This is a genomic window from Luteimonas sp. TWI382 (assembly GCF_039674545.1).
Taxonomy (GTDB): Bacteria; Pseudomonadota; Gammaproteobacteria; order Xanthomonadales; family Xanthomonadaceae; genus Luteimonas.
Window position 1 is genome coordinate 1 of the sequence record NZ_JBDJNS010000019.1, and the last position, 13,811, is coordinate 13,811.

Here is a 13,811-nt window from a genome sequence, read left to right on the forward strand (position 1 = left end):
ATGAACGGGCGACCGCGCAAGACGCTCGGCTGGGCAACACCAGCCCAGGTGATGGAGAGGGAAATCATCGACTTCAAATCACGTGTTGCACTTGATTCTTGAGACCGCCCTCGTCGCCCCGTGGTCAATTGGATCCATCTGAATAGCCGGCCCATCGAGCTGGTGCACATTGGGGTCGGCATGCTTGTCTGGCATGTGATGGGAATCGAGCCCATCATTCCTTGGCTTCTTCATATCTCGATGGGAGCCACCACGAAACTTCCGTGCTGCTGGCCCATAACCGCCGCCGGGGAGAAGGCCGCCAACCGCAATCCAACCAGCTGCCTCGGTTACGTCCCATCCAGTGGCGCATGGATCATTGAACGTATGGTAGAAGTGATAGAGGTCATACAGGGTGAAGCCAAGTTCGATCGCGCCGATGACGATCGGCACCAATGCCACCCAAGCGATCTCACCCGTCGCATCGGTGTATCTCGTCGGACTAGCGTTTGCATAGAGGTAAAAGTTCAAGCCACCCGACAATCCGAGCGGATCCTCGGTGACGTACCGGCCGGTCGCCGGATCGTAGTAGCGGTGCAGGTTATAGTGCAGCCCGGTTTCGGCGTCGAAGTACTGACCGGGAAACCGCCATGGCTGCACTACTTGCGCCCCGGGTGCCAGGGCCACCGTGCCAAACGCCTGGATGCGGCTTGCCTGCCACACCACCGCGCCCGCCTTGTTTGTCAGTAGCCACGGTTGGCCCAGCGGGTCGTTGTGATAGTAGTAGTAGCCCTCCATGGTACGCATGAACAGCGGTGCCGTACCGTAGGTGCCCTCTGGCTGCCACCCGTAGCTTTGCAGTACGGCTCCTGCCGCGTCCGTTTCCGCCAGAAGGCCGGCGCCCGAATGCAGGAACAGCCGCTTGCCCAGCGTGCCGCCGTTGGCTGCACCAACCGCCGTGATCTCCTTGACGACCCTGTGACCGAACGGATCGTAGGCGTAGCGGGCAATGAGCGCGTCATCGCCATCGCGAACCTCAGTGATCCGATTATAGCCGTCGTACACGAACGACGTGACCCGTTGTGCGCCTGACCTGCCGTTATCGGTTCTCTGTACAAGGTTGCCGGCTGCATCGTACTGATAATTGAACGTGCCCCGTTGGATCAGCCGATTGGCGTCATCGTATTGCCAAGTGTCAGGTACTGCGTTATCTGACAACCGGTTACCCGCGGCGTCCAGCTCGAACGTTTCCGTATTGCCGCTGGATGGCTGCGCGCGCGTCAACTGCGTCGCCGCGTCGTAGCGGTAATCCACCCTCAGGTTCTGGGTGGTTCGACGAAGCACCTCGTCTAAAGCACCGTACTCGCTCTGTTGATCAAACAGCGTGGTCTGATTCGGACCTCGGACGCGCAGACGCGTCGGATTGAGCAAACCGTTATATTCGATCTCCTGCACGGTTCCACCGGGCAGCACGACTCGTGACGGCGCGGTCCATCGACGATCGGTTACGCTGATCGCCCCCTCACCGGGGATCTCTACCCGAGCCAGTTCGCCATTGCCGTCATAGACGTAGGTCTGGGTGACACCATCAGGTCCGGTTGCCGTGTGCACCTGGCCATTGGCGTAGTACGTGTACTGTCGCGTCAGCGTCACTCCGTCTATCGTGACGGACTCGTTGAGAAGCCGATTGGCATTGTCGTACGTGCGCGTGCCGTTCGCGCCTTGTGTGCCCCACTGGGACAGGCGATTCCCGTCGTCCCACTCGAAGGTATCGGTCAGTTCAAGTGAGCCGTCTGGCGCATATGAGCGCCGCTCGACCAAGCGACCACCCGGATCGTAGGTGAACGTCAGTTTGACGCCGTTGGCCCGTTGTAGTTCCTGATAGCGGCCTGCGCTGTCATAGCGATACTGGGTGGACTGGCCAAGTGGGTTGATCTCCCGCACCAGCAAGTCCCGACGGTCGTACTCGAGCGTCGTGACCTTGCCGCGCCGATCCGTCAATCGAACGACATTTCCGCGCCGATCGTAGGTGAGCGTGACCGCATTTCCGAGAGCGTCGGTGCCTTTGGTCGGTCGGCCCAACGCATCGTATTCTCCGCTCTGTGTCGCCTCGTAGGCATCGACAAAGGATGTCAACAGACCTCGCGCATCGTACGCCAGCAATGTACTGCGGGTGGAATCATCCACGGCGTCATCGATTCGGCTCACCTCCAGTCGACTGTTGTATCGCAGCGACTGCTGGAACGTCGGGTAGCTGATGCTGGAAGTCAACGCGCCGCCACGGTCAAGGCCACCGACATCCGCATACCCGAACGCAGTGGCATTGCCTTCGCCGTCTGTCACCCCCGCAAGGCGGCCTTGGGCGTCGTATGCGGCCTGCAGCCGCTGCCCCGCTTCATCTATTGTCTCAACCAGCCTGCCGACGGCGTCATACGCGTGACGTCGGATCGCACCCAGCGGGTTCGTCAGCGTCGCCCGCCGCCCGGCGGGATCATAGGAGATCTGCGTGGTTTGCCCGCGCGCATCCGTGACGCTCAGCGCACGTCCGGTTCCGTCGTAGACGTACTGCGAGGTCAGTCCATTCGGATCGGTAGCGGAGCTTCTATTGCCAAGCGCGTCGTATTGGTATGTCCATACGTGGCCTAGCGGGTTGGTTGCCTCCAGCAGGTTGCCTCGCGCATCGTAAGCGTAGCTCCATACATGTCCTTCACCGTCGGTGAGCGAGGTCACGTTGCCATTGGCGTCATAACCAAGCTGCACCTCCACGTCGGGATCGGTTTCGCCAGCTGCGCTGAGTCCTCCCTCATGGATGATTTTGGTGGTTTCGCCACGCGTGTTCACCTCGAAACGCAGTGTCCGCTGTTCCGCCTTTCCGACCGCATTCTCAATTCGGATGGGATTACCACGGGTGTCGTAGCTGACCCGCGTGACAGCGCCCGCTTGATCGACCAGTTCCCGAATATCCAAGGAACCGGCCTCATAGGTCACCGTAGCCCTCGTCCCATCGGGGAACGTCTTGCTGGTCACCTCGTCAAACGCATCGCGGGTGATGCTGGTCCGATTGCCCCGCTCGTCCGTGTAGGTCGCGTTCTTTCGGCTGCCGACGCTGCTGAGCAGCACGTTGCCGTTGACCTCGTGGCTGACCAAACGTCCGTCGACGTCCACGGTCAGGTGGTCCACCCGGCGACCCGAGGCGGTCTCCGGGTACTTCACGGTCATTGAGAACTCTTTCTTCAGGCGATCGTAGCCGTGCTCGATCTCCGTCTCGCCGCCGTCCGGCGCGACGATCTTGGAGAGCCTTCGCTGCTGCTCGCCACGCAAGCCCTCGCCCGACACGATCGAGCGGTTGACGGTGCCTCCGCCTCCGCCTCCGCCGCTGGTGCCGCTGCCGATCCGATAGGCGCTCCGGGGGACCGGCGGTGCGTTGTAGTGCAGCGCTGTCACCCGGCCGGCCGCGTCGGTGACCTTCTGGAGCTTGGCGCCGGTGTACTCGAAACGCGTGGTGTTGCCGCGCGCGTCGATCACCCGCACCAGCTGGTCGTCGTCGTACTCGTAGCGAACGCGGCGCAGCCGCAGGCAGCCGTGCTTCGGGACTGTCCTCTACTGGCGATCGGGCGAGACGTCGCTCAGCACATGGCGCCTCGAAGGTATCGGACCGGCAACGTCCGAAGTCGCACCTTCGCATTGATCGAGCATGGACTTGCATGCCAGCCAGCTTCTCTACTGCAGCGGTTGACCTGGGGACAGGCCGGAGTTTTTGTCGTCCAGATGTGGAGTCGATCACCAGATCACCAGCGACGCGCAAGATTTCATTCTCGAACCCCGCCCAGGTCACGTTGCTCAGGTCGTCATGGCGAACGAGGGGCGTCAACGAGAGTTCAAGGGTGTATCTATATTCGGATTGCTCCGGTCGCTACCTCACGCGCTCAGGCAGTCGAGAGCCTTCGCCTAGACAGCGAGTGGCAACTGAAAAACCCAGAACCTTCCGGTGTTGTAAGAAAACAGCATGGCATCGGGAGTACATCGCTGCGTCGGAGGCGATCGCGGGGGCTACACCAAGCAAGATGTCAGGGACTTCCTGAGATTCTTAGACATAAAGCACTCATAGTCAGAGCGCTAAAGCCGTAACTAGGCCCCAGCCACCCGGTAAGAATCGTCGGTCGTGAAGCTCTCGCCGCAGCCACACTCGGCGGCGGCATTGGGGTTGCGGAACACGAACTCCTGGTTCAGCCCCTTCTGCGCGAAGTCGATCTCGGTCCCGTCGACCATCGGCTGGCTCTGCGCATCGACATAGATCCGAACGCCATCCTGCTCGGAGACCGCGTCGCCGGGACGTTCCTCGTGGGCGAGGTCGACGACATAGCCCCATCCCGAGCAGCCGGTCCTGGCCACGCCGAAGCGCAACCCCAGCGCATCGGGGCTGGCGGAAAGGAAACGGCGGGCCCGTTCGAGGGCGGCGGGAGCGAGTGCGATGGCCATGGGACGAGTGTACTCCTGCGGTCGACAGCGGCAGCTGAGCGGACATCCGCGGCGCGGCGGCGGCACGGTAGACTGTGCAGCCATTCATCGGTGCGGATTTCCGGGATTCAAGGCATGACCACGACCAGCGTCCAACAGGCCCTCGCCGGCCATCTTCCCGAAGGCGGCGACGTCACCGTCCGTGGCTGGGTCCGCACCCGCCGCGATTCCAAGGCGGGCCTGAGCTTCGTCAACGTCAGCGACGGCTCGTGTTTTGCGCCGATCCAGGTCGTGGCGCCGCAGACACTGGCCAACTACGAGTCGGAGATCCGGCGGCTGACCGCCGGCTGTTCGGTGATCGCCACCGGCACGCTGGTCCGCTCGCAGGGCCAGGGGCAGAGCTTCGAGATCCAGGCGCGCGAGATCGAGGTCGTGGGCTGGGTCGAGGACCCGGAGACCTATCCGATTCAGCCCAAGGCGCATTCGCTGGAATTCCTGCGCGAAGTCGCGCACCTGCGCCCGCGCACCAACCTGTTCGGCGCGGTCACCCGCATCCGCCACTGCCTGGCGCAGGCGGCGCACCGCTACTTCCACCAGAACGGCTATTACTGGATCAACACCCCCATCGTGACCACGTCCGATGCCGAGGGTGCGGGCCAGATGTTCCGGATCTCGACGCTGGACCTGGCCAACCTGCCGCTGCGCGATGGCAAGGTCGACTTTTCGCGCGACTTCTTCGGCAAGGAGGCGTTCCTGACCGTGTCGGGCCAGCTCAACGTCGAGGCCTTCTGCCTGGCGATGAGCAAGGTCTACACCTTCGGCCCGACCTTCCGCGCCGAGAACAGCCACACCACGCGTCACCTGGCCGAGTTCTGGATGATCGAGCCGGAGATCGCGTTCGCCGATCTGGCCGAAGACGCACGCGTGGCCGAGGACTTCCTGAAGTTCCTGTTCCGCGCGGTGCTCGATGAGCGCGCCGACGATATGGCGTTCATCGCCGAACGCGTGCAGAAGGATGCGATCACGCGGCTGGAAAAGTTCGTCAACGCCCCGTTCGAGCGCATCGAGTACACCGAGGCGGTGGAGTTGCTGCGCAAGTCCGGGCAGAAGTTCGAGTTCCCGGTCGAATGGGGCCTGGACCTGCAGACCGAGCACGAACGCTGGCTGACCGAGCAGCACGTGGGCCGGCCGGTCGTGGTCGCGAACTATCCCGAGCACATCAAGGCGTTCTACATGCGCCTCAACGACGACGGCAAGACCGTCGCGGCAATGGACGTGCTGGCGCCGGGTATCGGCGAGATCATCGGTGGCTCGCAGCGCGAGGAGCGCCTCGACGTGCTCGATGCGCGCATGGACCAGTTCGGTCTCGACCGCGAGCACTACGGCTGGTACCGCGACTTCCGCCGCTACGGCACCGTGCCCCACGCCGGCTTCGGCCTGGGCTTCGAGCGCCTGATCGTCTACGTCTGCGGCCTGTCCAACATCCGCGACGCAATCCCCTACCCGCGCGCACCGGGGCAGGCGGAGTATTGACCACGCCGTGATTCTCTTCCTCGCCCTGTGCTTCTTCGGCGTCGCGATCGGCGGGGTGACCGCGTTCGTGATCTTCTGGCCGCTGTCGCTGGTGCACCTGCGCGACCGCCATCCGCAGGTGCGGGCGCGGTTCGCGGAGGGTGCGTTTCTGCAGCCGGCGGCGCTGCGTTGGTTGCTGGCCGGTCGCTACTACGAGGTCCCCGACCGCCAGTTCACCGGTCTGGCCACCCCGGCGCGGATCTCGCTGATGGTGATCCTCGGCGCACTGACCGCCTGCGCGGTGCTGTGGCTGTGGTCGATCGCCCCCTGACTCTGCAAGGACCTGTTCGATGACCCGCGATGAATGGTGGCTGGCGACGATCGGACGGACCGTGATCTGGGCGCGCCTGCGCGTGCTCGAGGCCGGCACCGCCGAGGTGTTCGACAGCGACGGCAACACCCTGCCCTACGACAGCGAGGACACCGCGCGCGCGATGCTGCTCGACGCCGAGTTCGTCGCCTGGGACGGGTTGGACGCCGAGGATGCGCTCGAGCGCGGTTTCGCGCCCGGCGAGATCGCCCCGCCGCAGGCCGAGGACGACGCCCAGCTGCGCGACCGCATGGTGCAGTCGCTGGGCGCGCGCGCCTGACGCGAAGGCCCAGAGAGCGCCCCGCCCGCAGACGAGCTGCGTCGCCGCGAACGACCTACCACACCGTGCAGCGATAGAACCGCACCGGCGAGTCGGTCCGGTTGCTGTAAGCGTGCGTCGTCGCGCTCTCGAACACGTGCGCATCCGCCTCGATCTCGATCTCAACGTCATCGAGTTCGAGCGTCAGCCGTCCCTGCAGCACGAAGAGCATGACGTGCCAACCCGCAGGGTCGGCGGCGGCCTGGTAGCGGTCGCCTGGCTGCAGCTGCCACGCCCACGCATCGACTTCGCGGACGGCGTTGACGCTCCAGCGCAGGATGCCACTGCCGCCGTGCGCACCCGTCCAGCCCAGCCGGTCCACCACCACGCTTCGCGGTGCGGAGGGGTCGGTCACCAATTCTGCGAGCGTGGCATCGAGCGCGATCCCGATCCGGTCCAGCGTCGCGGTGCTGACGCTGCTGGTGCCGGCCTCGATCGCGCCGATCATCCGCTGGCTGACACCCGAACGCGCCGCCAGTGCCTTCTGGCTCAGGCCGGCGGCCAAGCGCCGTTCGCGGACATTGTTGGCGACGAACGCCATGAAAGACGGGGTGACTTGACTCGGCAAAATATTGCCTCATAGGATACCGGCGGTATTTTGCTTATAGCGGGTCTGTCGCGTGCCGCCAACTTGCTCTTTCCGGGCGGCGTTCCTCGCCGCGAGTCTGTTCGCGAGTACATCGGCCGCCGCTGCCGAGGCAGTGCCCGTGGCGCGTTCGATCACCCCCATCCAGGCGCGCGAAGACATCCTGCTGGCGATCGATGCGACCGAGGCGGCGCTGCCGGACATCCACTGGCATCAGTCGCCGGACGACTGGACGTCGGCCAAGGCGCGCGCACTGGCCGCGGCCGACGGCGCGCACGACGCAATGTCGGTGTATGTGGCGGTGGCCGAACTGACGAGCCGGATCGGCGAAGGCCACCTGACCGTCCGCCCGGCCTCCGCAGCGGCGGCCCAGCAGCGACGCACCGCGCGGCTGCTGCCGCTCGACCTGCACTGGAGCACCGAAGGCATCTTCGTGAGCGAAGGCTACGGAGACGCGGCCGACATTCCGCTCGGCAGCCGGCTGCTGTCGATCAACGGCGAGCACGGTGACACCCTGCTGCAGGAACTGATGTCGCTGGTCGAGCACGACGGGCGGATCGCGACCAGCGCTATGCGCGAATGTCCCGGTAGTTGCTACGCCGTACTTCGGCACAGGCGCCGTGGCAGCGAGTCCGCATTCGCGCTGACCTATGCGCCGCCTGCGGGCGGAATCGTGCACAGGAGCGTCGCCGCGCACCCCATGGCCGAACGCCCGCGTGCGCCCGAACGGGAGAGGCGGCGCGCCTCACTCGAATGGCTCGCGCCCGGTCTCGCCTACCTGGAGGTGCCCTCTTTCTCCAACCGTGTGTATCGCGATGCGGGCACGACCTTCCGCGACGAGATGCGCCACCTGTTCGAGGAACTGCAGCGCGGTCGCGCCGAGCGTCTGATCCTCGACCTGCGCGAGAACGGGGGCGGCTCGGAGCCGAACGAGAGCATCCTGTTCTCCTTCCTGGTCGACACGCCGTTGCGCAAATACCGCGCCGTCGACGCCCGAGGCCAACGGATCAGCGTCACGTCCGCGTCCGGACAGATCTTCGAGACGGAGGTCTACGACGAAGACGAGATCCATTTCCAACGCCCGACCGGGGATGGTCGCCTGACCCGGCTCAATGTCCCGCCCGAGGGGCTGATGAGCCACTGGGCACCGTCCACACCGGTGTTCTCGGGCAGGCTCGTCGTTCTGGCCGGCGGCCGCACGTTCTCCGGCGCCGCCGAACTGGCGTCGATGCTCCACCACGTCGGCCGCGCCGTGTTCGTCGGCGAAGAGGTTGGCGGCGCGCACGAAGGCAACACCAGCGGCTACAGCTGGCGCCTGGTTTTGCCGCACAGCGGGGTCGCGCTGGGGATCCCGCTGCTGCGATTCCGGTTCGACTGGCCCGGTCTGCCCGCTGGCCGTGGCGTGCGGCCGCATTGCGATGTGCCGCCGAGCGTGGATGAGATCGGCGTGGGGCGCGACCGTGCTTGGCGCGTCGCTCGGCGCATCGCCCTGCAGGATTGGGGCACCCCGGACCGTGCCGTGTGCCCGCCACTCGCGTCCACCGGCATCTCCCGGACACACGACGCAACGGGATCGACATTGGCGCCGAGGCCAGGTCCTCGCTCACGCCTCTTCGCGTAGTGGATCGTCAGGCTCGACTCGCGCGATCCTTACCGCACGTGCACATCCGCTCCAGGAGACCCGCCCATGGACCTCGACCTCACCGGCCGCCACGCGCTCGTCTGCGGCGCCTCCGAAGGCATCGGGCGCGCCACGGCGCATGAGCTGGCCCTGCTGGGCGCCAGCGTGACGGTGCTCGCCCGACGTAGCGATGCCCTACAAGCTGTATGCGAATCGCTGCCGGCGCCTGCCGGCCAGGCGCACCATGCGCTCGTCGCCGACATGGACGACCTGGAAGCTCTGCGGAGCCGTCTGGAGACGCACGTCGCCACGGTCCCGGCCCAGATCCTGGTCAACAATACCGGCGGTCCGCCCGGCGGGCCGGCGCATACCGCATCGGCCGACGCCTATCTGGGCGCGTTCCGGCGCCACCTGCTCGCCGGACAGGTTCTGGTCCAGGTGCTGCTGCCGGGCATGCGCGCCGCCGGCTGGGGCCGGATCGTCAACGTGGTCTCGACCTCGGTGCGCGAGCCGATCGCGGGCCTGGGCGTGTCCAACACCGTGCGCGGTGCGGTGGCCGGCTGGGCCAAGACGCTCTCCCGCGAACTGGCGGCCGACGGGATCACGGTCAACAACGTGCTGCCCGGCTACACGCGCACCCAGCGCATCGCGCAGATCGTCGCCGATCGCGCCGCGCGCAGCGGCCAGTCCGAGGATGCCGTCATCGCCGCGATGCAGGCCGCGGTGCCAGCCGGGCGTTTCGCCGAACCCGAGGAGACCGCTGGCGTGATCGCATTCCTCTGCTCGCCGGCCGCGGCCTACATCAACGGGGTCAGCCTCCCGGTGGACGGCGGGCGCATGGCCTCGATCTGAGCCCCCACGCGGCCCCCCCCTCAACGCGGTGTCCGGCAGGGTCACGGCGTGACGACGTGCGGGCTGCTCCGATGCGCCCATGCCCGAAGGTCCGGAAACCCACGCCCTCGCCGACCACCTGTCGCAGTTGCTCGTCGATGAGACGCTGCGCTGCGTGCGGTTCGTCGATCCGGCGCTGCAGCGACGCCGCCGTCTGCTCGAAGGCCATCGGGTGCTGGCTGTCGAGGCGCGCGGCAAGGCGCTGCTGACCGCGGTCGACGGGGGCTGGACGCTGTACACGCACAGCCACCTGTTCGGCTTCTGGCGCTTTGTCGATACGCCCGAGGCCTTGCCGGGCGAGACCCGGCCGCGCGTGCTGCTGGTCACCGTGCGCGGTGTCGCGGCGCTCTATGCCGCGCCGTCGGTCTCGCTGTGGCGCACCGATGCGCTCGGCGACCAGCCTTACCTCGCCAAGCTCGGCCCGGACGTCCTCGATCCGGCGATCGACGCCAAAGCCCTGCTGGCGCACATGCGCGAACCGCGTTTCGGCAAGCGCACGCTGGCCGCACTGCTGCTGGCGCAGGACTTCGCGGCCGGAATGGGCAATTACCTGCGCTCGGAGGTGCTGTTCCAGGCGCGGCTGTCGCCGCATCGCATCCTGCAGGACCTGACCGTCGGCGAGCGGCGGCGGCTGGCCAATGCCCTGCTCGACGTGCCCCGGCGCGCCTATCGCGCCAAGCTCGACGACACGCCGCCGCCGGGCAAGGATTATCTGGCGCGCACCCGGGCGACCTTCGGTTTCGCGGTGTTCGAGCGCGCCGGGGCGCCGTGCCCGCGCGGCGACGGCACCATCGCCGAGCTCCGCCTGGCCGGCCGCCGGCTGTACTGGTGCCCGGGCTGCCAACACTGACCCTGGAGCCGGGCCGGCCGCCCCCCGGCCCCGGCGCGCACTCAGGTAAGCTGGCGCCATGCAGCGGCTGACCCACTGGATCGACGGCGCAGCACGGGACCCGGCGGCGGATCGCTGGTGGCCGGTCCATGCCCCCGCGACCGGCCGGGTGTACGCCGAGGTCGCCGCGGGCGATGTCACCGATGTCGATCTCGCGCTACAGGCCGCCGAACGCGCCGCCCCCGGCTGGGCCGCGCTGCCCAACAGCAAACGCGCGGCCCTGCTCGAACGCTTGGCGTCGTTGCTCGAGGCCCGCAACGACGAGTTCGCCCACGCCGAGTCCCTGGACGGCGGCAAGCCGTTCGCACTGGCGCGCGATGCCGAGATCCCGCGCGCGGTCGCCAACCTGCGCTTTTTCGCACATGCCGCGACCCAGTTCGCCAGCGAATCGCACCATGGCGAGGCCGGCCTGCACTACACCCTGCGCCAGCCGCTGGGCACGGTCGCGACGATCTCGCCGTGGAACCTGCCGCTGTATCTGTTCACCTGGAAGATCGCGCCGGCGCTGGCGGCCGGCAACACGGTGGTCGCCAAGCCGTCGGAGATCACCCCGGCGACGGCGACATTGCTGGCCGCGCTGTCGGCCGAGGCCGGATTGCCGCCGGGCGTACTCAACCTCGTCCACGGCAGCGGCGCGGAGGTCGGCGAGGCGCTTGTGATCGATCCCCGGGTGCGGGCAGTGTCGTTCACCGGCAGCACTGCGGTCGGGCGGCGGATCGGCGCGCTCGCCGGCGGCCTGCTGAAGAAGACCTCGCTCGAACTCGGCGGCAAGAACGCCACGCTGGTCTTCGCCGACAGCGACTGGGAAGACCGGCTCGACACCCTGGTGCGCTCGACGTTCCAGAACAGCGGCCAGATCTGCCTGTGCGGCTCGCGGATCCTGGTCGAGCGGCGCATTGCGGTGCAGTTCGCCGAGCGCTTCGTCGCCGAGGCCACCGCGCTTCGCGTCGGCGACCCGATGGACCCGGATGTGCGCATGGGGCCCCTGGTGTCGCAGGCGCATCTCGACAAGGTGCTTGCCGCGCTGCAGCGCGCCCGCGACGAAGGCGGCCGGGTGTTGTGCGGCGGCCACGCGCTCGACCGCCCCGGCTGGTTCGTCGCGCCGACGGTCATCGACGGCCTGGGACCGGACTGCGCGACCAATCAGGAGGAAATCTTCGGGCCAGTGGTCACGCTGCAGACCTTCGACGAAGACGCCGAGGCGCTCGCGCTCGCCAATGCCGGCCGCTATGGCCTGGCCGCGTCGCTGTGGACCCGCGATCTGGCCCGCGCCCACCGCCTGGCGGCCGCGCTGCGCGTGGGAATGGTCTGGATCAACGGCTGGCTGCTGCGCGACCTGCGCACCCCGTTTGGCGGCAGCGGCGACTCGGGGCTAGGCCGCGAAGGCGGGCTGGAGGCCATGCGATTCTTCACCGAGGCGAAGAACATCGGCCTGTCTCTGGAATAATGGTGCGATGGGCGAACTCGACAACCTCCTGCAACGCAACCGCGACTGGGCCGAACGCGTTTCGCGCGACGACCCGGATTTCTTCAACCGTCTGTCCAGCCAGCAGACCCCGAAGTACCTGTGGATCGGCTGTTCCGATTCGCGGGTACCGGCCAACCAGATCCTGGGGCTCGACCCCGGCGAGGTCTTCGTACATCGCAATGTGGCCAATGTGCTTTCGCATGGCGACCTCAACGCACTGTCGGTGATCCAGTTCGCCGTCGACGTGCTCAAGGTCGAGCACATCCTGCTGGTCGGCCATTACGGCTGCGGCGGCGTCCAGGCCGCCCTCACCGGCACGCGGGTCGGCCTGGTCGACAACTGGCTGCGCCATGTCTCCGACCTCGCCTACAAGCACGAAGACCTGCTCGCCTCGGTCCAGGACGAGACCCAGCGCCACGCCCGGATGTGCGAGCTCAACGCGATCGAGCAGGCGCTCAACGTCTGTCAGACCACGGTGGTCCGCGACGCCTGGGCGCGCGGGCAGCCGCTGGCGGTGCACGGCTGGGTGTATGCCTTGGGCGACGGCCGCGTGCGCGAGCTGTCGATGGACGTCTCCGGTCCCGAGCAGATCACGCCGGCCTACCGCGCCGCCGTCGCCAAGGTGGCGGCGCTCGCCGCGCGTGGCGAGCGCGATGACTGACGCGGTCCACGCCGCCGCCGCGCCGGCTCCGGTCGGGCGCTACCCGCATGCGCGCCGTGCCGGCGGCCTGCTGTTCCTGTCGGGCATCGGCCCGCGCGACCCGACGACCGACGCGGTGCCGGGCAACGTGCTCGATGCCGACGGCCGCGTGGTCGCGCGCGACATCGCGGCGCAGACCCGCGCGGTACTCGCCAATGTCCGCACCGTGCTCCAGGCCAGCGGCGCGTGCTGGGAAGACCTGGTCGACGTGACCGTCTACCTGACCGACATGGCGGACTTCGCCGCCTACAACGCGGTCTGGGCCGAGCATTTTCCCGACCCTGCCGCGGCGCCCTGCCGTACGACGCTCGGCATCGATGCGCTGCCGACGCCGATCGCGATCGAGCTCAAATGCGTGGCGAGCGCGCGCGACGCGGCCGAACGCACCTGATGATCGTCGTGGCGCGCCCTGCCCGCCCCGACGTCCGCGCGCTGCGCACCGCGCGCCACTGACCGGAGACGCCCGATGCTGCCCAACCCGATCAACCTGCAGGCCTGGATCGACGCGCATCGCGAGTTGCTCAAACCACCGGTCGGCAACAAGTGCATCCACGACGGCGACTTCATCGTGATGATCGTCGGCGGACCCAATGCGCGGACCGACTACCACTACGACGAGGGCCCGGAGTGGTTCTTCCAGCTCGAGGGCGAGATGGTGCTGCGCATCCAGGAGGACGGCCGCCCGCGCGACATTCCGATCCGCGCCGGCGAGACCTTCCTGCTGCCGCCCAAGGTGCCGCATTCGCCGCAGCGCAGCGCCGGCTCGGTCGGACTGGTGATCGAGCGCAAGCGCCTGCCGCATGAGCGCGACGGTCTGTTGTGGTTCTGCGAGCGCTGCAACCACACGTTGTTCGAGCACTACTTCACGCTTCACGACATCGAGCAGGACTTCCCGCCGGTGTTCGACCGCTTCTACGGCGCGATCGACCTGCGCACCTGCGCGGCCTGCGGCCACGTCAACCCGCGCCCCGCCCGATACGAACAGGCGACCGGGCCGGCCGCCGGATGATCGACCGCC

The 13,811-nt window shown here is 67.2% G+C and carries 13 protein-coding genes; 10 read left to right on the forward strand and 3 right to left on the reverse strand.

Annotated elements, in window-relative coordinates:
- Positions 1 to 78: 78 nt before the first annotated feature.
- On the reverse strand, positions 79 to 3,555 hold the full coding sequence (locus ABE505_RS12140) for an RHS repeat-associated core domain-containing protein (protein ID WP_346458281.1): 3,477 nt from the start codon (positions 3,553 to 3,555) through the stop codon (positions 79 to 81).
- Between the two features lie 552 nt (positions 3,556 to 4,107).
- Positions 4,108 to 4,458: an iron-sulfur cluster assembly accessory protein gene (locus ABE505_RS12145; RefSeq protein ID WP_346445382.1), complete on the reverse strand. Its 351-nt coding sequence runs from the start codon at positions 4,456 to 4,458 to the stop codon at positions 4,108 to 4,110.
- Between the two features lie 114 nt (positions 4,459 to 4,572).
- Here ABE505_RS12145 and asnS point away from each other — a divergent pair, with 114 nt between their 5' ends.
- The 3 genes from asnS to ABE505_RS12160 are packed head-to-tail and all read left to right on the forward strand — an operon-like array spanning position 4,573 to position 6,599.
- Positions 4,573 to 5,970, forward strand: coding sequence for an asparagine--tRNA ligase (gene asnS, locus ABE505_RS12150; protein WP_346445381.1), 1,398 nt, complete (start codon positions 4,573 to 4,575; stop codon positions 5,968 to 5,970).
- A gap of 7 nt (positions 5,971 to 5,977) precedes the next feature.
- Positions 5,978 to 6,280, forward strand: coding sequence for a hypothetical protein (locus tag ABE505_RS12155; RefSeq protein ID WP_346445380.1), 303 nt, complete (start codon positions 5,978 to 5,980; stop codon positions 6,278 to 6,280).
- A gap of 19 nt (positions 6,281 to 6,299) precedes the next feature.
- Positions 6,300 to 6,599, forward strand: coding sequence for a hypothetical protein (locus ABE505_RS12160; RefSeq protein WP_346445379.1), 300 nt, complete (start codon positions 6,300 to 6,302; stop codon positions 6,597 to 6,599).
- A 55-nt stretch (positions 6,600 to 6,654) separates the two neighbouring features.
- On the opposite strand, the gene ABE505_RS12165 is transcribed toward ABE505_RS12160, so the two are convergent.
- A complete protein-coding gene (locus ABE505_RS12165; RefSeq protein WP_346445378.1) occupies positions 6,655 to 7,179 on the reverse strand; it encodes an XRE family transcriptional regulator in 525 nt (174 codons plus the stop codon).
- A gap of 166 nt (positions 7,180 to 7,345) precedes the next feature.
- Here ABE505_RS12165 and ABE505_RS12170 point away from each other — a divergent pair, with 166 nt between their 5' ends.
- From ABE505_RS12170 to ABE505_RS12200, 7 genes are all read left to right on the forward strand, one after another.
- A complete protein-coding gene (locus ABE505_RS12170) occupies positions 7,346 to 8,845 on the forward strand; it encodes a S41 family peptidase (protein WP_346445377.1) in 1,500 nt (499 codons plus the stop codon).
- 66 nt (positions 8,846 to 8,911) lie between these two features.
- Entirely contained in the window at positions 8,912 to 9,697 is a 786-nt protein-coding gene (locus ABE505_RS12175; RefSeq protein ID WP_346445376.1) for an SDR family oxidoreductase, read from the forward strand.
- Between the two features lie 79 nt (positions 9,698 to 9,776).
- Positions 9,777 to 10,586: a DNA-formamidopyrimidine glycosylase family protein gene (locus ABE505_RS12180; RefSeq protein WP_346445375.1), complete on the forward strand. Its 810-nt coding sequence runs from the start codon at positions 9,777 to 9,779 to the stop codon at positions 10,584 to 10,586.
- A gap of 58 nt (positions 10,587 to 10,644) precedes the next feature.
- Entirely contained in the window at positions 10,645 to 12,072 is a 1,428-nt protein-coding gene (locus ABE505_RS12185) for an aldehyde dehydrogenase (RefSeq protein ID WP_346445374.1), read from the forward strand.
- A 7-nt stretch (positions 12,073 to 12,079) separates the two neighbouring features.
- Positions 12,080 to 12,754, forward strand: coding sequence for a carbonate dehydratase (gene can / locus ABE505_RS12190; protein ID WP_346445373.1), 675 nt, complete (start codon positions 12,080 to 12,082; stop codon positions 12,752 to 12,754).
- Entirely contained in the window at positions 12,747 to 13,184 is a 438-nt protein-coding gene (locus ABE505_RS12195; protein ID WP_346445372.1) for a RidA family protein, read from the forward strand. The genes can and ABE505_RS12195 overlap by 8 nt, the downstream gene beginning before the upstream one ends.
- A 75-nt stretch (positions 13,185 to 13,259) precedes the next feature.
- Positions 13,260 to 13,802, forward strand: coding sequence for a 3-hydroxyanthranilate 3,4-dioxygenase (locus tag ABE505_RS12200; RefSeq protein WP_346445371.1), 543 nt, complete (start codon positions 13,260 to 13,262; stop codon positions 13,800 to 13,802).
- The last annotated feature ends 9 nt before the right edge of the window (positions 13,803 to 13,811 follow it).